The following is a 26,005-nucleotide window of genomic DNA, read 5'->3' as shown; positions in this document are numbered from 1 at the left end:
CGGGGCGTACGCATTCGGGATTATGGGACTGTTCTTCGGTCCCGTCGTCCTCGGGGCACTCAAAGCCGCTCTCCGAGTCGGCTTGGAAAACTGGTCCCGGCTCGACGAGAGAGACATCGGCTGACCGACGGTTCCTAATCAGTCGAACAATATATATCCAAGATTTCTGACAGAGTCGCGAACAGAGAGGCGGCCGTCAGTAGCCATCTCGACTGCTCGGGAACGTCGCCCAAGCGGTCGTCCAGCGTGCATCAGATCCGGCTACTGTCGTCCGAGAACTCGACAGTTGAGGAAGCTGCACGACGGTACTCGGCCTGGCTGCCGTCACACGTACTGTGATCATCGTCCCCATCTGACTCGTCCCTCTCGTCCGGGCAAGAACTACCAGCCCGGTTTTTCCCTATGCTCCTACAACCCTGCTCTATGTGCCAGTCGACGCTAGTCTCGTCTGACTATAACGTGAGGGGGTGGGTGGATCAACAGCGACGAACCGGCCCCCCGACCGATCGGAGGGCCCGTCCGGAGCCGAGTCGACGGGTCAACGACTCATGACCGATCCGCAGTCAGCCACCCTGGTCGACGACCACGAGCCAGGGACCGGCCCAGTCCACAGCCAGTCGATCGACCGTGTCCTCGACGCCCACGAGAGCGACCCGGCAGGACTGGCAAGCGACGAGGCAGCCCGCAGACGCAAGGAGTTCGGACCAAACGAATTCACGCGCAGTGCGGGGCGGTCCACGCTCCGGATATTCCTCGCACAGTTCGACAGCGCGCTCATCTGGGTGCTAATCGGAGCAGCCATCCTCTCGGTGTGGGCGGGCCACACCGTAGACGCCGTCCTCATCGTCGTCATCGTCGTCGCCAACGGCGTGTTCGGCTTCGTCCAAGACTACCGGGCCGAGCAGAGCCTCGAATCGCTCAGGGAACTCACCGCGCCGACCGCAACCGTTCGTCGGGACGGCGAGGTGATGGAGATAGAGGCCACCGAGATCGTTCCCGGTGACGTTGTCGAAATCGGGGCCGGTGACGTCGTTCCCGCCGACGCCCGAACCCTCGAGGCGACGAGTCTGGAGGTCGACGAGGCGTCCCTGACTGGTGAGAGCATGCCCGTCTCGAAATCACCCGACCCGGTCGACACGGACACGCCGCTGGCCGAACGCGAGAGCATGTTGTACAAGGGGACAAACGTCACGCGAGGCCGCGGTGTGGTAGTCGTGACAGCGACTGGTGACGACACGGAGATGGGGACGATCGCCAGCGAACTCGCGGCGACCGAGGAGACCGACACGCCGCTACAGGCGGAACTGAACACAGTCGGGCGGAATCTCGGGATTGGTGTGGTGGGGTTGGCTGCCCTCGTCATCCCCCTCTTGCTCCTGCGAGACACGCCACTGGTCCAGACGGGACTGACGGCCGTGTCACTGGCAGTCGCCGCAGTGCCCGAAGGGCTGCCCGCTGTGGTGACCCTGACGCTCGCGCTCGGCGTGCGACGGATGGCAGACGAGAACGCGCTCGTCCGCCGACTCCCGGCGGTCGAAGCCCTCGGCTCTGTCGACACCATCTGTACGGACAAGACCGGCACACTCACCAGAGGACAGATGACGGTCAGTCGCCTGTGGCTGCCCGACAACGTCATCGATATCGACGACGTGGGCGAGTCACCGCCGGCCCGGGTCGCGACCCTCCTCCGTGCGGGCGCGCTCTGCAACGACGCGACGGTCGACTCCGGTGACCCGACCGAGCAGGCACTCGTCGCCGCGGCCACCGAACACGGGTTCGATGTCGACCAACTCCGTGCGGACTGTCCCCGAACCGACGAGGTTCCGTTCTCCTCGGAACGCAAGTGGATGGGGACCGTCCACGACGAGGGGGCGTACGTCAAGGGTGCACCGCAGGTCGTCCTCGAGAAGTCCTCGCGGGTGCGCACCGAAGACGGCATAGTCGAACTCACCGACGAACTCGCAGGCCGCATCAGCAAGCAGACGACGGCCTTCGCCGCCGACGCGCTCCGCGTGCTCGCCATCGCGGAAGCCGAGGATGCCGACGCGATGGACGGTGACGACCTGACGTTTCTCGGGCTGGTCGGGATGATCGACCCGGCCCGCGAGGAGGTCGCGGACGCCATCGCCGCAACCCGGCGAGCTGGCATCAATGTGAAGATGATCACTGGCGACAACGTCCGCACTGCGGCGGCAATCGCCGAGTCGCTCGGCATGGGCAGCGAGGTCATGGAGGGTCGGGAGGTCGAGTCGATGAGCGACGACGAACTCGCCAACGTGGTCGAGACCGTCGACGTTTTCGCGCGGACCTCCCCGGAACACAAGGTACGCATCCTGCGGGCACTTCAGGCCAGAGGCCACATCGTCGCGATGACCGGCGACGGCGTCAACGACGCACCTGCACTCAAGAACGCGGACGTGGGCATCGCGATGGGGATCCGCGGGACCGATGTCGCGAAACAGGCCAGCGACGTCATCCTGCTCGACGACAACTACGCCACCATCGAGCGGGCGGTCGAACGCGGACGGGCTATCTTCGATAACATCTGGAAGTTCGTCGCCTACCTGCTGTCAGCCAACGTCGCTGAGGTGGCCATCGTCTTTCTGGCCTCCCTCTTTGGCTACCTCGTCTTGCCGGCCGTCCAGCTTCTGTGGATCAACCTGCTGACCGACGGCCTCCCGGCGCTAGCGCTGGGAACCGACCCCACAAGTGAGGACATCCTCGACAGGCCACCACGCGATCCAGACCAGGGCATCATCGACAGGGAAATGCTCGGCGTGATGGGGGGTACTGGTGCCGTGACGACAGCCGTGATGCTCGGCCTGATGTTTTTCACGCTCGCGGGCGTGGCGAGTGTCACGCCGTACGTGATGACCATGGTGTTCACCGGGTTCGTCCTGCTCGAATTCGTGAAACTCTACGTCATCCGCTGGCTGCGAGAGACGCCCACGTTCTCGAACCGCTGGCTCGGGCTGGCGGTCGGGACGTCACTCGCCCTGCAACTGGCGGTTATCTACACGCCGCTCAACCAGTACTTCGAGACGGTCCCGCTCTCGCTGGTGGACTGGGGCGTGCTCGCCGGCGTCGTCGCCATCTGTCTGCCGCTCTACCTCGCAGTCGCGGCGTTCGTCAGGCGATTCGACCCCGGCCGAGGCGACGCGAATCAGAGGACGACGGCTGACTGAGATACCCGAAGTCACCGGGAAGGACAACGTTGAGCAGGGCGACGACGAACCCGGCAAGTCCCATTCGGGTGCGAAGAAGGAGACGGAAATTGGATAGTAAGCCGCTCAGTCTGGGTGACCACTGCTTTGTCGAGTGGCAACACCGGTAGCAGTCTCAATGGATCACCATAGAAACTATTCCCCGGGGCACGTCGTATCAGGTATGTACAAGAATATCCTTCTCCCGGTCGATGGGAGCGAAGAAAGTTCTGATATCCTCCATCATACGAGCGAAATCGCACGCCAGATGGACGCTACTATCCACGTTCTCTTCGTGGCTGACACCACCCGTGATAGCGTCACCGTCGTCGAAAACACGGTGGTTGACGCACTCGTTCAAGAGGGCGAGGATATCGTCGCCGACGCCGGGGAAACCCTGGCCACACTCGGTGCGGAGTATGAGACTGATGTCGTTCAAGGGTCTCCAGCCCCGACGATCGTCGAGTACGCGAAGCGATACGATCACGATCTGGTCGTGATGTCCACCCACGGTCGGGAGGGACTATCGCGATATCTCCGTGGAAGTGTGAGTGAGAAGGTCGTCCGCCTATCGTCCGTGCCGGTCCTTACGGCACGGATGCAACCCGACGAGCAGTTGGTGTTCCCCTACGAGAATATTCTCATTCCCACGGACGGGAGTGCCGGGGCAACGTACGCCGCCCAGCAGGGGCTTGCGCTGGCGGAGTCGCTCGACGCGACTGTCCATGCCCTGTCGGTCGTAGAGGAGTCGTCACTCCGCCTCGACGTTCGTTCTGCGATGTCGGGAGATGAACTCGAAGAGGCAGCCACTGCAGCAGTTGATGACATCGTGGCTGACGCCACTGCTCGCGGGCTTGACGCTATCGGACACGTCGAACGGGGATCACCTGCGGATATCATCCTCGATAGCATCCAGCCAAACGAGATCCACGCTATCGTCATGGGGACGACGGGTCGCAGCGGCATTGATCGGATTCTCCTCGGGAGCGTCGCCGAACAAACCGTGCGAACTGCGCCCGTCCCCGCCATTACCGTCGCTCGCGAGACCTAACACGTTCACTGCGGCCGAGTGCATATTCGAGCGAGCGCCCCACCGTTTTAATCACTCCGCGTCCGTAGCTATCTCATGCTCTCACGAATTCTCGTTCCGATGGACGACTCGGAAATGGCCCAGCGAGCGCTTGAGTACGCCCTCGAGAACCACCCCGACGCGGAGATTACTGTCATGCACGTCGTGGGCGAACCGTCACCGTGGGGGGGAACAGCCACGTCACTCGCTCTCGAGGAAGATCTCGAAGAGGCTGCCGAAGAGCGTGCGGAGGACGTATTCAATGACGCCCGGAACCTCGCCGCCGAGTACGATGTCGAGATCACGACCGAGGTTCAACTGGGCCACCCGGCTCGGGCGATTTTGAACAGAGCCGACGACTTCGATGCGGTCGTCACCGGAACTCACGGCGGCTCGTTGGTCGATCGACTGGTCGTCGGGAACGTCGCCCAGAAAGTGTTCCGCAACTCGCCCGTTCCTGTAATTGTTGTTCGGTGAGTGGCTTTCACGAAGATCGCCGGAAAGACGGGCTCGGGCACGGTTACCGGTGTGGGACCGATCAGTACGACTATTATCTGGATCACCTCGATCCAGCTCGGTCTCAGCGGTTGGGGCGCTCTCTTAGACGAGGAGTGAAAACAGGAGGTAGGCTCCCACGACTGAGATTGTCGGCGTAATCACCCAGAGCGCCACGATGCGAGCTGTCGCCGCGGGATCAAACAGGCTTTCGGCGGACAGCTCCTCGAGATCTTCCTCGCCGACCCGTGGCACGCGGTCCGGAGACGCCTGCTGTGTGTCTGGATCAGGGGCCTCACCCTCGGCGAGTTCGCCGACCGTCGGGCTCGCGGCGACGTCCGTAGCGCCCTCAGCTGGTGGCGCTTTGAGTGCACCGGTCGTGACTCCTGGCCCGGGCTCGCCGACAGGAGCCGGGGTAGCTATTTCCGCGAGCGTCCGCGCACGACTCGCCCGGCCCCACCCGAGCCCGATGATACAGCTGGTCGTACTCACCGCGAGACTGGCTGGAATCCCGAGCCACGACAGGACCGTGATGATCGTCGCTCCCACGGTCGAGACGATGAGCGCGGCCAGAATCGGCAAATCGGTGACGTCATCGCCAACTGTCGCCAGCGTCCGCCGGGCAATCGTGAACCCGCCGAGGCTGATCGACCCGACCGCCAGAAGAATCGCCGGGCTGGGATCGATAGCTCCGTTGCCGACGAGAGGGGCGACCGCGTTCGCGGCGTTCGAGGCTCCAGCGCTGAACCCCATATAGCAGGCAATTACCACCACGAGTGCCGAGCCGCCTATATCCCGGGGCGACACGTTCTCGTTGACCGAGAGCCGCGGGATTGTCTTCCGCGTATCGATGGCAATCAACGGGTCAGTGAGACGACCGAACGCGAGTGTGGCGTCGAGGTAGGGATACAGGTATCGGCCGATGAGCGCGCCCGTAGCGAGGGCAATCAGCGGGGCGACAATCCACGCCGACAGGATGGTAAACATCAGTGCGGCGTTGAGCGTCCCCGTTGCCAGCCCGAGTCCGACGATTGCCCCGACAGCCGTCATCGAGGTCGACGCCGGGACGCCATAGAGGTTCGAGATCAGGAGCGCGAGGCCGGTGAAAAAGAGGACGCCGACGCTCGCCGCGGGCGTGAAGACTGCTGCCTCGACGATCTGACTACTCATCGTCGTGATGACGTTGCGACCGATCGTCCACGCCCCGAGGAACGCGAACACGGTGAACAGCGCTCCGGCAGTGACCTTCCTGACGATCCGACTGCCGACCGCCGGGCCGAAGGCAACGCCAGTTGATGAGCCCCCGATATTATAGCCGACGAATACAGCCACTACCAATCCCACAACAATTAGGAGTTCTGCCACGTTGTTCTTCAAGTTTGCTTGCGAAAAAATAGTTGGGCCTTCGTATCATCACGTATCCGACTGAACGAGACTGCAGCCCTCATGCGATTGGGGCGTATTGCTGTGTCAGTTGCAGGCAGTACGCCAGTTGTCCATACTAATCCGAGACGATGCAATCGAGAAGGCACTCCATGTTGCATTCGCGCGACACGTTCAACACTCGCTAGACAAGCTCCGCAAATACAGTCAGAAACGGCTGACCAACACAGAGCGTGTATCCTGGAGGACTCTCAAAATATTTCCGTATGAATGACATATGAATCACTCGTCTTGATATATCCTGTACTGTAACTGTATAGCGATTGTAGATGTGGGAAGATGAGCCAGCCACAACGACTCCATGAACTTCTCGGGGAAGGCAGTGAGATCAACATCGTCTGCCACAATAACCCCGACCCGGATTGTCTCGCGAGCGCACTCGCATTGGGCCGGATCGCGGCTGCGGCTGGTATTGACGAACAGCACATCCTCTACAGCGGCGATATCTCCCACCAGCAAAACCGGGCGTTCGTCAATCTCCTCGATATCGACCTCCAGTCGTACGATGTTGCGACCGTCCAGAACCGTCAACCGGACTCGTTGCTCGCATTCGTCGATCATTCCATCCCGGGCGAGAACAACACGGTTCCTCCCGACACGGACGTCGATATCGTGATCGACCACCATCCTGCCGAGGATATCGACGCCCGGTTCGTCGATCATCGTGAGGAACTGGGAGCAGCTGCGACGATCCTTACGGAGTACGTACGCACTCTCGACATCGATCTGGATGCGGATCTCGCGACAGCACTCCTGTTTGCCATCCGTTCGGATACCCTTGACTTCCTCCGCGGGGCGACCTCCGAGGAGTACGATGCGTCGGGGTATCTTCACGAGTACGCGGATCAAGAGCTGATCCGGCAGCTATCGACGCCGTCAGTTTCCGGGGGAACCCTTGACGCAATCTCGACCGCGATCGACAATCGACAGATAAACGGAGCGGTACTCCTCTCTCATGTTGGCCGGACGGCCGAACGGGATGCGCTCCCACAAGCCGGCGATTATCTTGTGCGACTAGAGGGCGTTCAAACTGCCATCGTGTTTGGACTCGTCAACGACGCTATTCACCTCAGTGCTCGGTCCCCAGATGCACGGGTGAACGTCGGCAATATACTGAACGAGGCGTTCGATGATGTCGGAAGTGGCGGTGGGCATCATGATGTCGCAGGGGGTGAAATCCCCCTTGGCATCTTTGCTGACTACACGTCCGACGACGCACAGTTGCTCGAGATTATTGAACAGATCATTACTGCACGCCTGTTCGCGGAACTCAATCTGTCCGAAGAAGCAGGGGAGTAACACGAACATCCACTCGTCCCGTCACGGGTGTTATTGTCGTCAGTAACACCCTGCAGACTCTATTGCTCTGAATCGGTCACCGTGTTTCTGACAGTTTGCGGAGCTTGTCAGCGAGTTTGAACGTGTCGCGTGAATGGAACACGAACTGGAGGCAGTCATCAAGAGAGGTGATTGGTAGATTGCAGAAGAACAGGATACTTCGCGGGTACTCGATTTACTCCACGCTCTTTCACGTGCGGTTTTCCGGAGTACTCACTCGTTGTCGGTCTCCTCGGCATCGTCCAGTTCCCCGTGCTGGATCACGAATACAGGGCCCAGGAACTGCTTGGCGACTTGGTTCGCAGTCATCCCGAACAAGAAAGTCGACACTGATGGATCAGATTCCCCCATGACGATCGCGTCGTAGCTGTCGGAAACATCAACGATCATCTCTTGAGGAGTCCCCTCACGTGAGATTTGGATATCGATCGCGTCTGAGGAGAGTCCCTCATCGGAGAGTCGAGTCGCAACCCCATCGAGCAGCGTCTCCACGTCCGCGTCAGTTTCGTCCTCTTCAGCGACGTGGTACAGTGTTATGTTGACGTCGAGCGTCGCGAACAGCCCCGAAACTAAGCGGACAAACCGATCGACGCCGACGATCCCGCGGACCGCGACGAGTACATTCTCGATCGGTCTCGTCGCGTTTGGAATCAGTACCGCGAGGCAGTCATGCTCGTCCGTCACCCGATCGATCGTTGTCTGCCCATCGTGGGTGAACACGAGCTGGGATTCGACTGTCGCACCCGCGTGTTCGAGTATCGCCGTGAAATCGTTGAGACGGCGGGTGGCCTGGTCTTCGAACTGGTATCGCGCCTGATCAGTTGCGGTCTGGTCTGGCACGACGTGGTAGCCGAGCAGGACGACGTGGGCGTTCGTAAGGAGTTCGGGAACACCTTCCGGAATTGATTCTCCCTCAAGAACACGTACCGGAATCAAGATGCTGGGTCTGTCGGGCATTGTTTGAACGTCCCACCGGAAGTGATTGGATTGGTTACGAAAGGAGATACGCGCTGACAATAAAGGCAGTGAATTATTGTCTGTATTACGTGCCGTCCACTGATGAGTCTCGCCGAACTGTTTTTCGACGGATTGCCCAGCGACCCCACGTTGATTGGCCAGTGTACGATGCGACGTCGCTGTACGAACGAAGCTCGCTCGACGGGCTGGAATCAGATGTTCGGACAGTCTCACAGACTTGGTTCAGACACGACTGCCACGAGTCGGTCGAGAACTTCGTCTATTCGTTCCCGCTGGCGTACTTCAAATTCGACGCGCACGACCGCTACGCAGGGTCGACTCGCTACGAGATGGACTCCCTCTTTCGCGTCTTCATCCTGAAAGAATGCCACGGGTGGGAGCACGAAACAGCGCTAATCGAGTATCTCGAGTGTCGCCCAGCACTCTGCGAGCAGTTAGGCTTGGAGAGTTTACCGAACCAGTCGACGCTATGGCGCAGTTGGCACGAACGGTTCACTGCCGAGCTTCGCGGTACAGTCGAGACAGCTGCGCGGACCATACTGATTAAAGCCCAGAACGCAGATGTCGCCGTACCGCGCGAACCAGAACGGCACCTCCCATCTCACGGTGACGAAGAGGACGAATCAGATCTGGACGAGCAAGCTGTCCTTGACGAAGCGGCAACCGTTACGGAGCACGTCAGTCACGTCGTCTTCCCGGCGTTCTCACTGAATCGTGGCGACAGCTGTGAGATTCACGAGAACGCGTACTGGGACTTACAGACGTATCTCGGACTTCGCGAGCGGCTGGCTGCTAACGAGGGCGCTCGTAGTTTCACCTACGAGTCGACTCGTGAGCGAACGCCGTTAGGTCACTCCCATCGAGAACACATTCGTGACCTCTCCATCGCGGAGATCCGCGAGATGTACCGACAGGCCGTCAACAGGCTCCTGAGCGAAGTCGCGGAGACAGAGGAGTTCTTCCGAGCCGGGATCGTCGCCATCGATATCACCGAGGCTGACCCCTTCACCGGTGATAGAACGGGCCACGAAGACGAAATCATCGGGACGAAGGAGAAGACTGACGAGTACGCCTATCAGTGGGCTACCGTCCAGTTAGTAGGGAATGCCGTTCCGATTGTACTGGACGCACGGCCAGTTCGGAAGGGGGAGTCCCGCTTGGAAATCGTCGAGGACCTCTTGGATTCAGCCGAGGAGCTGGTTCACGTCGATAACGTACTGATGGACCGAGAGTTCGACAGCCAGCAGGTCCTGGAGATGCTCAGCCAGCGTGGTCTATCGTATGTCGTTCCCAAGCGGATGCAGACCAGCGAGAAAGCCCAGGCCAAGCGGTTGCTCCAACGAGATCGGGATCGATACGAGACCGACCGGAAACTCCATCTGGGCAAGAACGAATGGCACGAGACGACGCTGATCTACCGCCGGAAAGAGAACACTGAGCACGATGATCACCGGCAGTATTCGGTGTTCATGACGAATCGAGGGAGCGGGCACCTCACGGAGTATGGCTACAGGTGGGAAATTGAGAGCGGCTACAGATCGATAAAGCGATTCATGGCCGCCACTACGTCGAAGGATTTCGGGCTTCGCTTCTTCTACTTCGCGTTTGCGTGTCTGCTGTACTCGATCTGGCGCGCTGTCGATCTACTCGTCCAAGCCGAGTTGACTGGCGAGTATGAGCACTCACCGGTGATTACAGCGGACAACACGCTGACGCTGCTGAAGAAGGAAACTGGAATCGGGTAGTGAGGAACTCTGTTCGGGTTAGCTTGGTTTCTGAGTGGCTACGCTACTGGAAGTCTCAAAAATTTGTCTATATGATTGGATTTATGACAGGCATAGCCGCTTGGAGAGCCATCTGGGGCAGTTCCCGCTGACCGAATCGGTTAAATTCACGAATACAGACCTGCTATACCCACTGTAGTCTCAACTTCCAACAGGAGCAGTTCGAGGTTCATGTGGCCTATTCCGGGGAAGATGCACTGGAAATCTTCGCTGAGGAACCGATTGATATTGTCCTTTTAGATCGTCGAATGCCGGGCCTCTCTGGCACGGAGGTGCTACAATCAATTCGTGAAGGCGGCGATGCCCAGCAGGTGATCATGGTAACAGCTGTTCAGCCAACGGAAGACCTAGCGTCCATCGATGTGGATGACTATCTTCTCAAACCAATCGACCGGACAAAGCTTCTTCGAGCTGTGGAAGCTGCAGAGCTGATTCTAACATACGAAGATTCATTCACAGAGCTTCTCTCACTCACCGCGAGGAAAGCCACGTTAGAAGCGAACCTCGACAAAACAGAGCTAGAAAAGGACGACCGATACGGCGATCTCCTCCAGAGAATACGAGAGTTGGAGGAAGAAGCTGATACGACACTCCAGCGTCTCGAGACAGATTATCAGATCGATATGCTGGTCAGAGACCAGCGTATCGGATCCCAACCTGTAGAGCAGTTCTGATATGGTGCGAGGAGCCGTGGCATCCACTAATTGTGCTACCAGCAGCAGTATCGAAGTACTCGCAGAAAATAAATATCCGCTGCTCATCGGATTGGTCTTCGTACGAGCTATAGATGCGAGTCTCACGTACTATGGGCTAAGCATCGGACTGCGAGAAGCCAATCCGATTGTCGTACTTATTGTTGAGACTCTCGGAATCATCCCCGGCCTATTCTTTCTCTCGTCGGTGTCACTAGTGTTATTATTCTTTCTTGGTGAATACCTGCTTCCCGGAGTCGCACAATCGAGACATAATATCGATCTGTGGAGCAATGTAGCATACCTTTCAGTTTTGGTCGTATGGAGCGCTGTGTCGCTTCATAATATGGTACTCATTTGGATATGAGATTGATCGAGTTTGTCGGTTTATTATTATATGTTTCAATTGTGTTAATTATATCATTTGCTATGCTGCTTTCTCTGCTTTAATTTCTGCAATGAAGCTCCAAACCCTCATTTTATAAACGGTATAGGAGGATGGCTTAAGCCTGCGGCAATTCACGGATTAAAACTGGATAGAGTATTGGCACTTATTAGCAGAGACAATCCACGAGTTACACTATACATAGCCCCGTTCACCATTCAAAGCCGGATTATAGATAGTAAGGCCAATACTTAGACGTTGACAATATTGATCAGGTATATCTATTGGGTTCAGAATTATATTCTTCCTCAATAATAATCGAACCGGATACCTCTCAAACTGGTATCCAGCGAAGCGTCAGAGGCACACCCACCCCACCCCCCCACCCCCGTTTAATTAAATATAACACGCGTTTTGAGTTCGTTCTACTTTCTATAGACTGATGCCCTACACCAGTCAGTCCTGTCGGACTACGTTTCGACGGATCGCCCAACGACAATATAGTGAGTGGCCGGCGTACAATTCGACACTACTGTACGATCGAACGTCGCTCGCTGGACTGGAATCTGATATCCGGACAGTCTCAGAGACGTGGTTCGATCACGATAGTCACGACTCTATCGAGGAGTTCGTCTGTGCACTCCCGCTAGCCTACTTTCGATTTAGCGCCCATGATCAGTATGCGGGGTCGACACGCTACCAGATGGCCACTCTCTTCCGGGTGTTCGTCCTGCAAGAATGCCACGGGTGGGAGCACGAAACCGCACTCGTTGGCTACCTCAGGAACCGCCCTGAACTCCGCGATAAACTGGGGTTCGAGACGATCCCGTACCAATCGACACTGTGGCGAAGCTGGCACGAGCGGTTCACCCCTGACCTCCGAGAGACTGTCGAGACAGCGGCTCGAACGATTCTCATCAAAGCCCAGAATGCGGGTGTCGAGACTCCGCGTGAACCGGCACGAAAGCTCCGATACCACGGGAACGAGTCTGGTGAGTCAGACCCGAATGATCAAACTACGTTGGAGCAGGCAGAGAAGATCACCGGACACGTCAGCCGCATCGTGTTCCCGGCGTTTTCGCTGGAACGTGGCGAGGGCTGTGAGATACACGAGAACGCCTACTGGGACTTACAGACGTATCTCGGACTTCGCGAGCGGCTGGCTGCGAACGAAGGGGCTCGCAGTTTTATCTACGAATCGACTCGGGATCGGACACCGCTGGGCCACGCCCATCGCGAGCACATCCGCGACCTCTCGATTGAACAGGTTCGAGCGATGTACCGGCAGGCCGTCACTCGGCTCCTGAACGAAGTTGCCGGGACAGAGCAGTTCTTTCGAGCGGGGATCGTCGCGATCGACATTACCGAAGCTGACCCGTTCACGGGCGATAGAACGGGCCACGAAGACGAAATTATCGGCACCAAGGAGACAACTGACGAGTACGCCTATCAGTGGGCGACAGTCCAGTTAGTCGGCAACGCCGTCCCGATCGTCCTTGATGCGCGGCCAGTTCAGAAGGGTGAGTCCCGCTTAGAAATCGTCAAGGACCTCTTGAATTCTGCCGAGGAGATGGTTCACGTCGATAACGTGCTGATGGACCGAGAGTTCGATAGCCAGCACGTCCTGGAGATGCTCAGCCAACGTGGGCTTTCATACGTCGTGCCGAAACGAATGCAGACCAGCGAGAAAGCCCAGGCCAAGCGATTGCTCCAGCGCGGCCAAGACCGCTACGAGGCCGACCGGAAGCTCCATCTCGGAAAAAATGAGTGGCACGAGACGACGCTGACCTACCGCCGGAAAGAGGACTCCGAGCACGACGATCACCGGCAGTATTCGGTGTTCATGTCGAATTGCGGGAGCGGGCACCTCACAGAGTACGGCTATCGCTGGGAGATCGAGAGCGGCTACAAATCGATCAAACGGTTCATGGCTGCGACAACGTCGAAGGATTTCGGGCTACGGTTCTTCTACTTCGCATTCGCGTGTCTCCTGTACTCGATCTGGCGAGCTGTCGATCTGCTCGTGCAGGTTGAGTTGACTGGTGAGTACGAGCACTCGCCGATCGTAACAGCCGACAATACGCTGACGCTGCTAAAGAAGGAGACTGGAATTGGGTAGAGAGACACTCTGTCTAGGTTAGCTCGCCGTCTGAGTGGCTACACTGTTGGAAGTCACGAAAATTCGTCCATACAATTGAAAGTATGACAGGAATGACCGCTTAGGGAGTGATATGAGGTGATTTGCCTTGACTGAATCGGCCAAATTCACGCATCACAGCCTCGCTAAATCCGGTGTAGTCTCAACTTCCATCACTGTCCCTAACTGGGACTGCTCTACGAGGCCTACGGCTTTCGCGGATCTTTCGATTTCGGCTCAGGTTCTGGGGGCTCTCCGCCGCCAACGAGGATCGAGCGTTCAATACCCCCTTTCATCCCGTCGGGGCTATCTGTCGGAAACTACTCCCGCGGGCGTCTGTCGTGGAGCCATTTGATGAGAGCGGAGCTACCAGCGACCCCCCCGAGTGCCGTGCCGATACCAAAACCGGGGGCTTCACTGGATGTCGGATCACCGTTCTGGTCGCTTCTATCAGCGGACCCGCCTTCTGACTGAGCTTGTATTGTCACACTGTCTGTGTACCGATTGACGTCATCCTCATCGTCACCACGATACCATATTGCGATCCCACCCACATCGAATTCGCCTGGCTCATTCGCCGCCAAGCGAATACTAATGCTCGATTGGCTTGCCGGGTCGATAGTTTCTACCGCATTGTACTGATTTGATCCTGAATCAGCACCTGCCACACTGGACACAGATATGCCACTCGGGGTGTTGATCACTAACTGTACAGTTACTTCTTTGTTTGAAAGATAGTTCACGATGCTAAGTGTAATGATAGCATCCTCATCAAGTGTGATTTCTGTTTGCGTCCCCGTGAATTCAAAATTCACTTGCTGTTGAACCACCGTAACTTGCTTTTCAGTACTGGCTTCGAGTCCGTCATCGTCGGTGACTCGCAATTTGACGTTTTTATCACCGGGGCTCTCAAAGGAGTATTCGACAACGTCCCCGTCAATATGATATCCTGGGTTGGGATCCTGGTCGATATCCCACTCATATTTTTCAATCGTTCCATCCGGGTCAGATGACGCGGTTCCCTCAAAGGTCACTGAATCACCAACTTCTGGTTCATTTGGTGAATGTGAGATAATTGCCTCTGGGACCTGATTCGCTCGAACGACGTCTACGCTTTTTGAAATTGTTGCAGAAGCATCCTGATCATCGGTTACTGTTAATTCGACATCTTTCCTGCCTGGCGTCTCGAATACTTTTGATACAATTTCACCAGTACCGGGACCAAGATTTGAATTCCCGAACGTCCAATCATACTCCACGATCGACCGGTCATCAGTCGATTCACTTGCATCGAATGTCACCTCGGTATCAACACGGGGATTTCTAGGTGAATAACTGAAATCGGGGTCAGGTCGTTTATTCGGCTGATCAGTCAAAGCGTATACTGTCCCATCCTCCGTCCCAAAGTACACTTTATTATACGCGATTGCCGGCGATCCAACGATCTCGCTGTCCGTCTCGAACCGGTTTAATTCTTCACCCGTATGCAAATCTAACACATAAAAATTGCCGTCGCGCGCCCCGAAATACACTTTATCCCGTACGACTGCCACTCCACCAACCGGCGCCCAGTCCTCTTCGACTTGGAACTCCCAGTTTATTCCCATATCCTGTGACAGGCAAAAGACACCTTCACCAAGCGGACTGACTACATATTCATCAGTAACAGCAGGCGAACCGAAGTTGTCGTCGGGGGTGTTGAACTCCCACTTTTTGGTGCCCAGATTTGCACCGAAGGCCATCAAATCAGCATCAGAATTTGGAAGGTAGATCGTATTTCCCTGGACTGTGGGTGTTCCAACATCGAAACTGTTGACTTCAATGTCCCAGTTGGAGGTTCCATCATCCAGGTCAATACTGTGGAGCGAAATAGGGCCTGCATAGTCCGCGAAATATACGGATCCATCAGCAATTGCCATCCCCCCCACCGAGACTCGGTCGTGTACCCATTGTTGCCGTTGATCATCGATTGAAATTGAATGAAGACTCCCGGTTCGCTGGGATCCGTCTTCTTTCACAGCAACAATTATCGAATCACGATTTCCTATCAGTCTGCTCACGTACTCTGAGTTTCCTGTCTCGATAGTCTTTGACCACCGTATTTCACCATTGCTGGGATCGATTTGGTGAATAGTGTCACCATAGTACGAATTTTGGCCATATATGTATCCATTGTGGTACGTCTCTATTGGGCCACTCCAGATTCCCTCTCCAGTCTCCGCATTTAATGCTAATCCGTTGGTAGATCCTAATATCGTCGCAAATACTGTTCCATCCACGGCCATAATATCTCCGATAGGATCACCCAAATTACGAGACCACTCTGTTTCTAATTGGGGACCAGGTGCTTCTAGAACATCTGAACTGCTCGTTCGTTTTTTATCATGTTGGGCCATTGGCCAGCCCTCTGCCCTCGAATTTTCAGCCGCTTGAGCGACGTCTATTTGACTCCCAGCTCCAAGAACTACAGGGACATATTGAAGTAATCGTCGACGAGTTGGATCCAGAAAGGTCATACATATTATTTACCTATTGAATTTTATATCTTTCGGGTGCCACAAAATATGTACTCCTAAAATATTAGTTTAGTGAGATGTAGTGTGAACAGCAAGTACTACTGATCGTCGGGAGTTGCTGCGGCCGTATTTCTGACGTACTCATCGGCATCGTCGAAGACCGATGTTCCCTCTCGTCCACTGGGTTCGGCATCACTTCCACCTGATGTGTCGCTAGACTGTTCGTCAACCAGCTTTTTCAACCGACGAGCAGCACTTGCGATCTCGTCAAGTTGTGCGTTTGCCGCATCGATCTGCTCGACAACGTCGGTAACCTCTCCCTGTAGTTCCTCACCGGCTGTGTTCTCGTCAGCCGCAAGTAGTTCGGTGATGACTGTCAGCGTCGTTTCGAGGTCACCAACTGTGCTGTCCACGTCGAGGAGTCGGCGGTGAAGTTCCGTGACTGTCTGAACAGTCACGCTTGGGTCGGTACGTTCGTTATTCGGCCGGATATCATCGTCACCCGACGACGGCTCCTCATCTTCGACGGAATCCGCTTCGGAGTGCTCGTTCTCTGTGCTGTTTTTCGGATCGCGCTCGGGTTCCTGCGTTGGGTCGGACATTTCAGTCACTCTCCTCTGTAATTTCGTCGATGGCTTCGCGAACCGTACGGACGGGCATTCCGGTATCGCCGGCGATCTCGCGGGCGGTCCCGCGTTCGAGATCTTCGACGAATCGGTTGTTGTGCAGCGCCCAGTGACGAACTGCCTCGGTTGGTTTGAACGTGTATCTGACTGTCCGTCCGTCGCGGAACCGACCGATGAGACCACGCTCGACGAGTTCGTTCAACTGCGTCGACATCCAGGGGCGGTGCTTCGCCGACTGGAACTCGTCTACGATCTCGGGGAATTCGTGTTGTATGAGGTCGACGACTTCCTCGGCAGTACGGGGGCTCCCCATCTCCTGCAGCGCGTCTGCAAGGCGGCGCTGAGCGTCTGGCAAATCAACCGACTTCTCCGCCGCCTGCGACTCTTGATTGATCGTCGGGAGATATCCGAGGTCACTGAGCGTCTCTCGGAGTAACTCGGGGTTATTCTCCGCGAGGTCTCGAAGGCCCTCAGCAGTCTCGGCGTCCAGCTGCTGAAGCGCCGCTGCGAGCTCCTCACTGTCGTCAGTCATCGGTCACCACTGCTTTCCGCGGGTTCTGGAACTTCGGTCCGAAGAGGGCCAGTTCGTGTCGATACTGCTCGCCCCGCCACGAGACCGAATTGCTGCGGGCCGTCGGTGAGTGCCGTTCCGAGGGCGACGGGTTACTGCCGTGGTCCTTGTAGGCGTGGATCCCTTGGAAGAACTCGAAGTCGCTCGTCCCGAAGGCGTCGGCGAAGTTGTCTCTGACCTGCGCAGCACTCTGTCTGTCGGCGTCACTCGGTCGGGTCGAGCCACCCGGGTGCGTGTGGAACCGGACTAACAGTTTGGGCGCCTTGCCGTTGGGATAGAGCGCAGCGACTTTGTTGGCCATCTTCCGACCGTAAGAGACGACGCTCCGACGCGTCGCCGACTTGTAGTACGACGGATTGTCGAGTCGGAACAGATCTGTTGGCGTCGTATAAGAATTGCCTGCGAGGACGTACACTGTTTCGACGCGGTTGTGTGCCCCGTTGAGACCGCGTGCCTCGACCTTCTGCATAAAGTCGCGGCTATCGGGGAACACGAACGTCCCACGGTCGTACGAACTGGACCCGGGCGATGGTCCTGTCGTGGGCTCGTCGGGTACCGCCGGCTGCGACGGCTGGGACGGAGACTGTGTGTCCGTTGATGCCGTCCCCTCACTTGAGTCCAAATCGAGGGAGATGGTGTGTGTCCGAAACCATCCACTACTGGAGCTGCTGTCGTTACTACTTGAGCTCCTAAAGCCGGTGTGTCCCGATATTTCGATGTCCCATTCGCTATCGGCGTCATTTCGCTGGACGTCGTTCTTGTCGTCGTCTTCGTCGTCTGAGCCGCCAAAAATATTGTCGAACATTGTGTTTTGCCGTTGGTTGGGTTGTACGTCGCTGCGTTTCGTATCTCCGTCGGCGAGACCCGCTGTCACTCCCCCAAGAGCGCGTCGATAGTTGCCCTGGATGGCTGGGGTGGGGGAGAGATGGTCGGTGCTTACTTGCCGAGGTTGATCCCGAGCTTGGGAGCGATATACATCATCCCCACGATGGCGAGTGCGGCGAGGAAGAACAGCAGAATCTCCGAATCGAGATTCGAGAGACCCGACAGGATGCTGCTGCCATCGCTCCCGCCGCCGGTACCGCCAGTGGCCGTCTCCGTGGCCGGTTCGGTGACATCGAAGTAGAACCGCTGACTGTCGAGGTTCTGGCTCATCTCGGGGTGGCCCTCCGGCCAGTATTCGATTTCGGCGTCGACACGAGCTTCGCCGGTGTTTCGGCTGTAGACGTTCGCGGCGATGTCTTCGGTGTCAGAGCCGTCCGGCGTGATCGTGAACTCGGTGGAGACCATCCCGGCCGCGGTCGAGCCCCAGTCACTACCGCCGCTGACGCTCATCCCGGACTGGACCATCAGTCGCACCTCGACCACGACAGGACACTCTGCCTGATTGTCGAGGTCGAAACCGCCCTCGATGCGGCCGGGCTGTCCGGCCTCGATCTGTTGGGTAGGCGCGTAGAGCCGAGCAGCGTCCATCTGCGGAAGGCTCGGGTCCTCACAGGCGGCTGCGGTCGTGGTGTCCGATGCAGTCGGCGTTGGCGTCGACGTCGCGGTCGCGGTGGTGTTCGTCTCCTGTGCGCTCGCAACTCCGGCGGCTAGTGGGAACCCGATCGTGCTCCCCACGAGCACGAGCGAGAGCACTAGCACAGTGACCATACGGAATTTCGTGTTCATTGGCTACACTCTAACCTGTTATTTACCAGTTACTTATATTTACTGGTATCCTTTACTCGTAATAGGTACGAGTTAGGGTTATAGAGATTCGAGGAAAATACTGGTGGCTTCAGCCACCAGATGAATCCGACGATTTAAGTCACAAACCACGTACTACGGACTGTGCGTGGAGAACTGGCAGTTGACTCGGTGTTTGCCACGGTTCGTAGCCGAAATCAAAAGGTAAGCCGCCCACGCCGACAGTCGTTACACAATCAGGTAGCTCGAAGCCCTCTACAGGGTACGAGTAACGGCTTCGTGGCAAAGCCACTGGCTGACTGTCCAGCAAACCTTAGACTCCCAACCTTCAGGATTGACCTGCCCGGCCAACACCGGGTGGGAGGCCCCCGTCTTTAGGCGCGGGAGGATGTCACTGGGTCCCAGAAACTGCAACCAATCCGTCCGCCTGTCTCAGCGAAAGAGACAGACCGCGTTCTGGAAGACGAGAAAGTTTCATTGGGACTGTTACTTATTGTAGCGTGTGAAGCGCCGAAATCTCCTCCGTGGTGGGGCTGTCGCTGCTCTCACGACACTTTCTGGGTGTCTCTCGTCTAACCCACTCCAGGCAGAGGCAGCGTTCACCTATACGCCACCGAGTCCGGTGGTCGGTGAGAAGATCGTGTTCGACGCGAGTGAGTCGACCGCATCAAAGTGGGAATGGTTCTTCGATAAGTCACCGGGCCTCGTGAACTTCGATGCCGAAGGAGCGCAAGTCACACACGCGTTCGAAGAGAGTGGCGCACACACGGTTACGCTCCGCACGACAGCGCCGTTCGGAATCATCCCAGGGCTGAATATGGACCGGACGACGAAAACAGTCTACGTCGAAGAGCGAGAGGCTTCCCGTCCCGAAACAAAGAACCCGATTTCGATGTCGACAGACCGAATTTCGCTCCATCTCCGGGGCGTAGCCACACGGATCAGCACGGACGAAACCGCCGTCCTCCAATTTAGTGCGGTCAACCTCGACCCTGAAAAGGACCTTTCCATTCGGCTGGTGTTGAAAGTTCCCAGCGGGATGAGCCTTCGCGGCACGTCGTTGGCTGAGAGTGGCAATGGCCAGTATGCGGCGACATTCAACCTTCCACCCGGTGAGACCGCAGGCACGAGCATTCGACTCGCGGCCACGCGCACGGGGCACTTCGAAATTGAGGGAATCGCCAACTACTCCTTCGACGAGGGGGACGAACAGACGCGACAAGGGACCATTCCGATCATCGTCACGGATAGCTAGTCCGGATGCCGCACACACGACAACTCACGAGACCGTTCAAACCGATGGTAATCAGCACTGCAAACCAGGAACGATGAGTAGAGGATCAACTTCGAGACGCTGGCGGACGGCAATTGTGTTGCTTGCGGTGGGCGTACTCGTACTCACGAGCGCTGCGGGCAGCGTACAGGCATCACTGAGCGATGATGCAACGCCATTCGGGGCGACGACGGATACAGCGTGTACCCAATCAGATGCGGCTTCGACGGGGATTAGTCACGTCCAAATTAAGGCGACAGATGAGACCATCACCACCGATACGCCTGCCGAAATCTCAGGGCAGGCGACCGCTCCACGTTCAAACCCCTGTCCACTCGTTGTGCAGATGGTACTGACGATTCCATCGGGGATGTACGTCTCAGGAACGGATAACGTCAACAGCGGTGGTCAGGGACAACTTACGTCGTCGTTTCGAGTCTCACCAGGTGAGGCGGTAACGATGTCGGCGAACGTCTTCTCTCGGGACCTCGGCTCAGAAGTCCTCATCGTCGATTTCGAGTACTTCCCGGTTGGATACCCAGAAGAGAGCAATCGGTTGAGTGGGTTCTCGATCGAGATCGACACCGAAACCCCGAATCCGGGACCACTCGGTGAGACACCGACCTCGGAACCTGACGACAACCGGACGATTCTATACTCACTCGGTGGGCTCATTGTCGGTGCGCTTCTCGTCCTCGTCTTTCGGTAAGGGCAGAAAACATCCGGTCCAGTGGTTCTTGGCTTCCTCTCGTTACGCGTCGGGTACGGTCACAGACCCGAAAACACCGCCAAGAACGCCATCGAACCACGATGAAAGCTGTTCAATGAAACTCGGCCCACGGATGCTAATCGTCTCGTTGGACTGTCGGATGTAGGTCAGGTCCTCTGGATGACCGGCGGGGTAGTATCGGATCGTGACATCGATCGGGACGTCGGAGCCGATCAGCGATTCATCTGCGATCCGAAGGCCGACGCGCATCGAGCGCTGCGACCCAGGGTCAATACGACCCTTCCCCGTGATCTGCGCCTTGTTTGCCGCATCGACGCCTCGCATTCGGACGACGTCGAGGCCGTCCGGCGTGTCGATGATGAAGTCGACGACGACAGTGCGGTCGTTCGAGCTGGGATTCTCCATCGAGACAGTGAGGAACGTCTTGGTAGTCCGCTCACTCTGTGGATCGATCTTGATGTTCGTCAGGTGCAGGCTCTGCGTCGGAGGTTCACTGAAGCTATCGACGTCCACGGACCACGATCGAGTGCTCGCACTCTCCCGCGGATCTGCCGCTTCAACGGTGACATTGTACGTCCCAGCCTCGTCGAACGTCCGCTCGAGTGACGGTCCAGTACCGACTGTACTCCCGTTTTGCGACCACTGATAGGTCACTCCTTCCTGTTCGGGATCACGCGCGTCCACCGAAAATGAGGCAGTCGACCCAGACATCAGCGAGAGACGCTGCTGACTCGGTGATATGTCGACGAAGCGCGGTGGTCGGCTTTTGATGTTCACGTCCCACGTGACTTCGTTCTCGGCCCCGTGTTGGTCACGAGCGACGAGCGTGACGGTCTTCTCGCCGGGCGTGTCAAACGTGTGCTGGAACGCGACGCGCTGTCTGTCGCTGTCGACATTACGTGTCTCGACTGTGGACTCACCAATTTGGAACGCCACGGTCGCCGTCGAGGTGTCGCGGTTCGTCACCTCGGCGGCGAACCGGACGGGATTCTGTGACAGGACGGATATGGATTTGTCAGTCGGCTGCTGACGATCGACCGATGGTCGGTCATTGCGGACGCGAACCGTGTACATCCGGGTTGTCTTCGCCCCATAGGAGTTCGTGACCGTCAGTGTGAGTTTGTGCTGGCCGACCTCGTCGAAGCTCATCGTCGTCGATTGCTGCTCGCTGACTTCTTCGGTGCCCAACTCCCACCGGTAATCAAAGGAGAGCGACCGCCCCTTCGGATCGGTCGCGTTAGCACTGAGCTGGAGCGATTCCCCCACTGCGACGACCGACTGTGTCGGGCCCGCACCCTGTACGTTCGGTGGTGTTGCCTCGATCGACACTTCTCTGGATTTGATTGTGGTGATCCCAGCTTCGTTTGTCACGCTCACCTCCACGTCGACAGTACCGACTTGCTGGAACGTGTGTTCTACCGTCGTCCCAGAGAACTGTTGGCCGGCGAGTTCCCATTGTACGGTCGCGATACCCTTCCCGTTCGGATCACTTGCATCGACTGAGAACGAAACCGGTTCGCCGGGTGCCACTGACGAACGTGACGGCGAGATGCTGTGGATCTGTGGCTTCGAGAGGCCTTTAATCGTCCATTCAGCCCGTGCGTTGTCCGTGAGGCTTGTCCCATCGGAAACGGTTACGCTCACCGTGTGTTTGCCGGATCCAAGTGCGCTCCTGTCTATCTCGAATGACTGCCCGGACCCAGATCGGTCGCCATCGACTTCCCACCACACGTCGATGTTCGAGTCAGGCGTATCAGCATCGTCGACCTTGACGTCGAATGAGGCCGACTCGCCCGGAGCGACATTCACTGAGGGCTGTTGCGGTGCTTTTCCATCTATTTTCGGTGGCACGACGACGCGAACGGACCACTCGCGGCTCACACTCTCGGTTTCGGCTTGGTTGTCGTCAACGGTCGCTCTCACCGTGTGCATCCCCGGCGAGAGGTCATCAGCGGAGACAGTGAGTTCGTCAGTAGTCCCGCGGCCGACACCGTCGACAGACCACTCGGTCGAGATGGCATCGTAATCTGAGTCGGGATCGGAAACGTCGACGCTGAATGTTTCGGAGTCACCTGTCTCGTGATTGAGTTTGACGTCTCCGGAGGGGTACGCAGACGTGATCGTCGGCGGTTGTGGCGGCTTGTCGATATAGAGATCCTTGTACCACGAGTCGTCGTCCGACTCAACGCCGTATTCGTACCGTCCGGGAGACAAATCGTCGGTATCGAACGAACAAGACAGATCAGTCTCGGACTCTGACGGCTCCAGTTCGATGAACTGGTCGCCGACGTGTGAACTTGCGAGATAGCAGTTCGCGAACTGTCCGTCCCTCCCCTCGCCGTCATTGTAGAGTGCGTACTTGATTTCCGCCGACTCTCCCTTGTCTATCCGCGAGACTGTCTCGCCGTTTTGCTCAACCCGGAGGTTACCGACGAGGAAGTTTGGCTCACCTGCCTTGACGGTCAATGGCAGATCGTCAGTGTCCGATGGCGTCCGGAAATACTGCGTATATTCACCCGCCGAGAGCGGATCGCTGTCAACCGTCAGATACCACGTGTCTGTCTCACCCGGCGACAGCCTCATGTCCGTCTCGCGGTGAATCGATCCCACGTCGAAGGTCAACGTTCGCGTGCCCGTTTCATCGCCCGTATTAGTGACTTTCATTCTTGCATCGAACGTGTCCCCCTGCACCACGTCCGCTTTGGAAACGGCTTGGACAGTGAACTCTGCCGACCCGGTCTGTGCAAGCCCGACACCCGTTTTGAGACTCTCGTTTCCTCTCGGCTGCTCCCCGGCCGAGACAGGGGACGCCACAGAGAGCCCACAGACGCAGACGAGAATGAGCACCACGAGTAAGCGTTGTCTAACATCTGGCCCCACCATTACAAGCAACTAATCTGTCTACGTTATTGAACTTGTTCTTCGCTGGCTATAGTATGATGTACCTACAGAAATACAATACTTACCTTCTTTCACAAGTCTATTGCTTGATCTTAATTTTAAATTATTAGCCTATATGATTCTAACTGCGATATTGGATATTGTAGATGCATTACAACTATTCAAAATATATAGGAATAATAGGCAGAGGCGACTCCAGCTGTTTGACCTCACTTCTGAGCGCGTCGCACGGAAGAGTGAATCGTCACAGCTGACTCTGGACGTCCAGAGAGTTCAGCTCGTCTACTTCCCGGCTCACCTCTTGAATTCGCGACGTCAGTTCTTCGTTCGCCGTGGCGATCGACTCGGCCTCATCGGTCACCCGTTCGAAGTCTTCGGCAGTCTCATCTACCAGACTAGCGATCTGCTCGGTGCTGATCGCCTGATCATCCGTGGCATCCGCCACTTCGGTGATCCCGTCTGAGGCTTCCTCGACCACGTTGGCGATACTTTTGAACGTCTCACTGGAGCGTTGTACCTTCGCAGCGCCGTCCTGCACGACGTCGTTCGTCGCTTCGAGGTTGTCAACTGCCTCAGACGTCTGTGCTCGCACATCGGCGACGATGGCTTCGATCTCGGCAGCGCGTTCCTGTGAATCGTTCGCGAGGCTTTTGACCTCATCGGCGACAACCGCAAAGCCATCGCCAGCTTCGCCAGCGCGGGCTGCTTCGATCGAGGCGTTCAACGCCAGCAGGTTCGTCTGATCAGCGATATCGTTAATGACGTCGACGAGCTCGTCGATTTCTTGGATACTCTCGTTGAGCGCCCGAATGTCGCTCGTCACTTCATCGGCTGCAGTCTCGATGTCGTCCATCATCTCGACCGTTTCTTCAGCCTTTTCCTCACCCGCTTCGGCCTGAGTACGGGCCTGCTCGCTGATCGATTCGACTTCGTCAGCTGTCGCTGCGATTTCCTCGACTGTGGCGCTAAGCGATGACACCTCCTGGGAGACGTTCGTGATTGACTCCAGTTGTTGCATCGCCTGATCACTAATGTCCTGAGAGTTTTCAGCAATCTCCTCTGAGGAGACTTTGACCTCGTCGACAGCTGATTTGATGCTTCGGGTTGCCGACTTACGGTCAGAGATATCACGGAACGTCTCACTGATTGCGACGATGTCGCCGGCAGAATCATAGATAGGACGTACGACGAGTTCGGTCGGGATAATCTGCCCGTCGTAGCTTTCCTTTTCGACCTCGACGCGAATCTCGTCTTGGCCCTCGTCGACGACCTGTTTCAGCGTACAGTTACCCGTTCCACATACCTCTGGATTGCAGAACTGATCGAAGCATTTGAGCGTCTCACTCGATTCAGCCTCGACTCCGCCTAGGTCTTTCATCAGCTGGTTTTCGACGACGACGTTGAAATCGAGGTCCACAATCCGCATTGCAGCACCCGTTGATTCCATTACCTGACGCAAATTACTGGTGAGGACATCCCAGAGTTCGTCTTCAGGGAGAGCCTTTCCGTTGACAATCTCTTGTGAGAAATCTTTGTCTGCGGTCGTACCGGCCTCTGCAGTTGCCATTGTACCCCTACTATCTGTCACCACTAATATATAATCTCTGATACCGATTTCGGCGAAAAAGCCGACTGCTGTTTGACTTCTTCTCTACTGGTTGCATCCCCAGCGACCGCAACGAGATCGCTGTGGTGTTGTTCGACGACAGCGGCGGACTGGCGAGCGGTTTTGTTTGTACGGCTCTATTGAATCCACGAACTGCGTCGGTTCCGCCGATCCAAGAACGACACCGAGCGGAACACTGCCGAGGACGGGACGGTCCTCGGGGTTGACCTCGATATCGAAAATCTCGCCGTCACAAGGACCGCCTACATCTTCCGCGGGCGAGAGTTAACCCACAACCTCCGCGAGTTCGAGAATATCAAGCGTCGATAGAACTCGGGACCTCGACTGCGGTGATCTCTCGCTCCCCCACCTGGATTAAACATTCCAGAAGGATAGATGAGAGTCAGAACAGTTATTCGATTGAACGATCAGGTGCTCACCCGAGGCAGTCAGGGGTCGCCGGGATACAGCGCCCGCACGTTACTCGACCAGCTGGAGTCGGGGAGTATGATATACGAACCGGTATAGTTCTCAAATTCTGAGAATGATATAATGAGATAAGTACACTT

General features: G+C 56.9%; 18 protein-coding genes and 1 pseudogene. 10 read left to right on the top strand and 9 right to left on the bottom strand.

Annotated elements, in window-relative coordinates:
• The first annotated feature begins 548 nt into the window (after positions 1–548).
• The 3 genes from RBH22_RS17340 (at position 549) to RBH22_RS17330 (ending at position 4,749) form a co-directional block, all read left to right on the top strand.
• Positions 549–3,185, top strand: a complete 2,637-nt coding sequence (locus tag RBH22_RS17340; RefSeq protein ID WP_306678588.1) for a calcium-translocating P-type ATPase, PMCA-type — start codon at positions 549–551, stop codon at positions 3,183–3,185.
• Positions 3,186–3,387: 202 nt separating this feature from the next.
• A complete protein-coding gene (locus RBH22_RS17335; RefSeq protein WP_114604729.1) occupies positions 3,388–4,254 on the top strand; it encodes a universal stress protein in 867 nt (288 codons plus the stop codon).
• Positions 4,255–4,329: 75 nt separating this feature from the next.
• On the top strand, positions 4,330–4,749 hold the full coding sequence (locus RBH22_RS17330) for a universal stress protein (RefSeq protein ID WP_306678584.1): 420 nt from the start codon (positions 4,330–4,332) through the stop codon (positions 4,747–4,749).
• Between the two features lie 123 nt (positions 4,750–4,872).
• On the opposite strand, the gene RBH22_RS17325 is transcribed toward RBH22_RS17330, so the two are convergent.
• Positions 4,873–6,132, bottom strand: a complete 1,260-nt coding sequence (locus RBH22_RS17325; RefSeq protein WP_306678582.1) for an inorganic phosphate transporter — start codon at positions 6,130–6,132, stop codon at positions 4,873–4,875.
• A gap of 357 nt (positions 6,133–6,489) precedes the next feature.
• Between RBH22_RS17325 and RBH22_RS17320 the strand changes: the two genes are divergently transcribed.
• Positions 6,490–7,509: a bifunctional oligoribonuclease/PAP phosphatase NrnA gene (locus tag RBH22_RS17320; RefSeq protein ID WP_306678580.1), complete on the top strand. Its 1,020-nt coding sequence runs from the start codon at positions 6,490–6,492 to the stop codon at positions 7,507–7,509.
• 252 nt (positions 7,510–7,761) lie between these two features.
• Here the strand turns inward: RBH22_RS17320 and RBH22_RS17315 are convergent, their stop codons facing one another.
• Positions 7,762–8,505, bottom strand: coding sequence for a universal stress protein (locus RBH22_RS17315; RefSeq protein ID WP_306678579.1), 744 nt, complete (start codon positions 8,503–8,505; stop codon positions 7,762–7,764).
• Positions 8,506–8,855: 350 nt separating this feature from the next.
• On the opposite strand from RBH22_RS17315, the gene RBH22_RS17310 reads away from it, so the two are divergent.
• The 3 genes from RBH22_RS17310 to RBH22_RS17300 all read left to right on the top strand — a co-directional run bounded on the left by RBH22_RS17310 (position 8,856) and on the right by RBH22_RS17300 (position 13,506).
• A complete protein-coding gene (locus RBH22_RS17310; protein WP_306678593.1) occupies positions 8,856–10,271 on the top strand; it encodes a transposase in 1,416 nt (471 codons plus the stop codon).
• A gap of 152 nt (positions 10,272–10,423) precedes the next feature.
• Positions 10,424–10,984 (top strand): response regulator, encoded by a 561-nt coding sequence (locus RBH22_RS17305; RefSeq protein ID WP_306678590.1) that lies wholly within the window; start codon positions 10,424–10,426, stop codon positions 10,982–10,984.
• A gap of 1,106 nt (positions 10,985–12,090) precedes the next feature.
• Positions 12,091–13,506 (top strand): transposase, encoded by a 1,416-nt coding sequence (locus RBH22_RS17300; protein ID WP_306678577.1) that lies wholly within the window; start codon positions 12,091–12,093, stop codon positions 13,504–13,506.
• A gap of 338 nt (positions 13,507–13,844) precedes the next feature.
• On the opposite strand, the gene RBH22_RS17295 is transcribed toward RBH22_RS17300, so the two are convergent.
• The 5 genes from RBH22_RS17295 to RBH22_RS17275 all read right to left on the bottom strand — a co-directional run bounded on the left by RBH22_RS17295 (position 13,845) and on the right by RBH22_RS17275 (position 18,890).
• Positions 13,845–16,040 (bottom strand): PQQ-binding-like beta-propeller repeat protein, encoded by a 2,196-nt coding sequence (locus tag RBH22_RS17295; RefSeq protein ID WP_306678574.1) that lies wholly within the window; start codon positions 16,038–16,040, stop codon positions 13,845–13,847.
• A gap of 98 nt (positions 16,041–16,138) precedes the next feature.
• A complete protein-coding gene (locus RBH22_RS17290) occupies positions 16,139–16,642 on the bottom strand; it encodes a hypothetical protein (RefSeq protein ID WP_306678572.1) in 504 nt (167 codons plus the stop codon).
• A gap of 1 nt (position 16,643) precedes the next feature.
• Positions 16,644–17,198, bottom strand: coding sequence for a hypothetical protein (locus RBH22_RS17285; protein WP_306678570.1), 555 nt, complete (start codon positions 17,196–17,198; stop codon positions 16,644–16,646).
• Positions 17,191–17,730 (bottom strand): Mov34/MPN/PAD-1 family protein, encoded by a 540-nt coding sequence (locus RBH22_RS17280; RefSeq protein WP_306678568.1) that lies wholly within the window; start codon positions 17,728–17,730, stop codon positions 17,191–17,193. The genes RBH22_RS17285 and RBH22_RS17280 overlap by 8 nt, the downstream gene beginning before the upstream one ends.
• Positions 17,731–18,173: 443 nt before the next feature.
• Positions 18,174–18,890 carry a hypothetical protein gene (locus RBH22_RS17275; protein ID WP_306678566.1) on the bottom strand — a complete coding sequence of 239 codons (717 nt, stop codon included), beginning with the start codon at positions 18,888–18,890 and terminating at the stop codon, positions 18,174–18,176.
• 538 nt (positions 18,891–19,428) lie between these two features.
• Between RBH22_RS17275 and RBH22_RS17270 the strand changes: the two genes are divergently transcribed.
• Both RBH22_RS17270 and RBH22_RS17265 read left to right on the top strand, forming a co-directional pair.
• Complete coding sequence (locus tag RBH22_RS17270) at positions 19,429–20,181, top strand: PKD domain-containing protein (protein WP_306678564.1); 753 nt, start codon at positions 19,429–19,431, stop codon at positions 20,179–20,181.
• A 364-nt stretch (positions 20,182–20,545) separates the two neighbouring features.
• Entirely contained in the window at positions 20,546–20,908 is a 363-nt protein-coding gene (locus tag RBH22_RS17265; RefSeq protein ID WP_306678562.1) for a hypothetical protein, read from the top strand.
• A 42-nt stretch (positions 20,909–20,950) separates the two neighbouring features.
• Here RBH22_RS17265 and RBH22_RS17260 read toward each other — a convergent pair whose 3' ends face one another.
• Positions 20,951–23,395, bottom strand: coding sequence for a PKD domain-containing protein (locus RBH22_RS17260; RefSeq protein ID WP_306678559.1), 2,445 nt, complete (start codon positions 23,393–23,395; stop codon positions 20,951–20,953).
• A gap of 679 nt (positions 23,396–24,074) precedes the next feature.
• Positions 24,075–25,397 carry a methyl-accepting chemotaxis protein gene (locus tag RBH22_RS17255; protein ID WP_306678557.1) on the bottom strand — a complete coding sequence of 441 codons (1,323 nt, stop codon included), beginning with the start codon at positions 25,395–25,397 and terminating at the stop codon, positions 24,075–24,077.
• A gap of 201 nt (positions 25,398–25,598) precedes the next feature.
• On the opposite strand from RBH22_RS17255, the pseudogene RBH22_RS17250 reads away from it, so the two are divergent.
• Positions 25,599–25,757 (top strand): annotated as a pseudogene (locus RBH22_RS17250) (RNA-guided endonuclease TnpB family protein); the annotation flags it as partial.
• Positions 25,758–26,005: the final 248 nt, after the last annotated feature.

The organism is Halobellus sp. H-GB7 (genome assembly GCF_030848585.1).
Taxonomy (GTDB): Archaea; Halobacteriota; Halobacteria; order Halobacteriales; family Haloferacaceae; genus Haloquadratum; species Haloquadratum inordinatus.
Note: the sequence above shows the minus strand (reverse complement) of the source record. Positions and strands in the feature narration are given on the sequence as shown.

Coding starts and splice junctions, on each gene's coding strand:
- RBH22_RS17335 (WP_114604729.1), top strand. CDS start 3,388: ATGTACAAGAATATCCTTCTCCCGGTCGATGGGAGCGAAGAAAGTTCT.
- RBH22_RS17330 (WP_306678584.1), top strand. CDS start 4,330: ATGCTCTCACGAATTCTCGTTCCGATGGACGACTCGGAAATGGCCCAG.
- RBH22_RS17300 (WP_306678577.1), top strand. CDS start 12,091: ATGGCCACTCTCTTCCGGGTGTTCGTCCTGCAAGAATGCCACGGGTGG.
- RBH22_RS17315 (WP_306678579.1), bottom strand. CDS start 8,505: ATGCCCGACAGACCCAGCATCTTGATTCCGGTACGTGTTCTTGAGGGA.
- RBH22_RS17290 (WP_306678572.1), bottom strand. CDS start 16,642: ATGTCCGACCCAACGCAGGAACCCGAGCGCGATCCGAAAAACAGCACA.
- RBH22_RS17285 (WP_306678570.1), bottom strand. CDS start 17,198: ATGACTGACGACAGTGAGGAGCTCGCAGCGGCGCTTCAGCAGCTGGAC.
- RBH22_RS17310 (WP_306678593.1), top strand. CDS start 8,856: ATGGACTCCCTCTTTCGCGTCTTCATCCTGAAAGAATGCCACGGGTGG.
- RBH22_RS17340 (WP_306678588.1), top strand. CDS start 549: ATGACCGATCCGCAGTCAGCCACCCTGGTCGACGACCACGAGCCAGGG.
- RBH22_RS17295 (WP_306678574.1), bottom strand. CDS start 16,040: ATGACCTTTCTGGATCCAACTCGTCGACGATTACTTCAATATGTCCCT.
- RBH22_RS17255 (WP_306678557.1), bottom strand. CDS start 25,397: ATGGCAACTGCAGAGGCCGGTACGACCGCAGACAAAGATTTCTCACAA.
- RBH22_RS17275 (WP_306678566.1), bottom strand. CDS start 18,890: ATGGTCACTGTGCTAGTGCTCTCGCTCGTGCTCGTGGGGAGCACGATC.
- RBH22_RS17265 (WP_306678562.1), top strand. CDS start 20,546: ATGGTACTGACGATTCCATCGGGGATGTACGTCTCAGGAACGGATAAC.
- RBH22_RS17320 (WP_306678580.1), top strand. CDS start 6,490: ATGAGCCAGCCACAACGACTCCATGAACTTCTCGGGGAAGGCAGTGAG.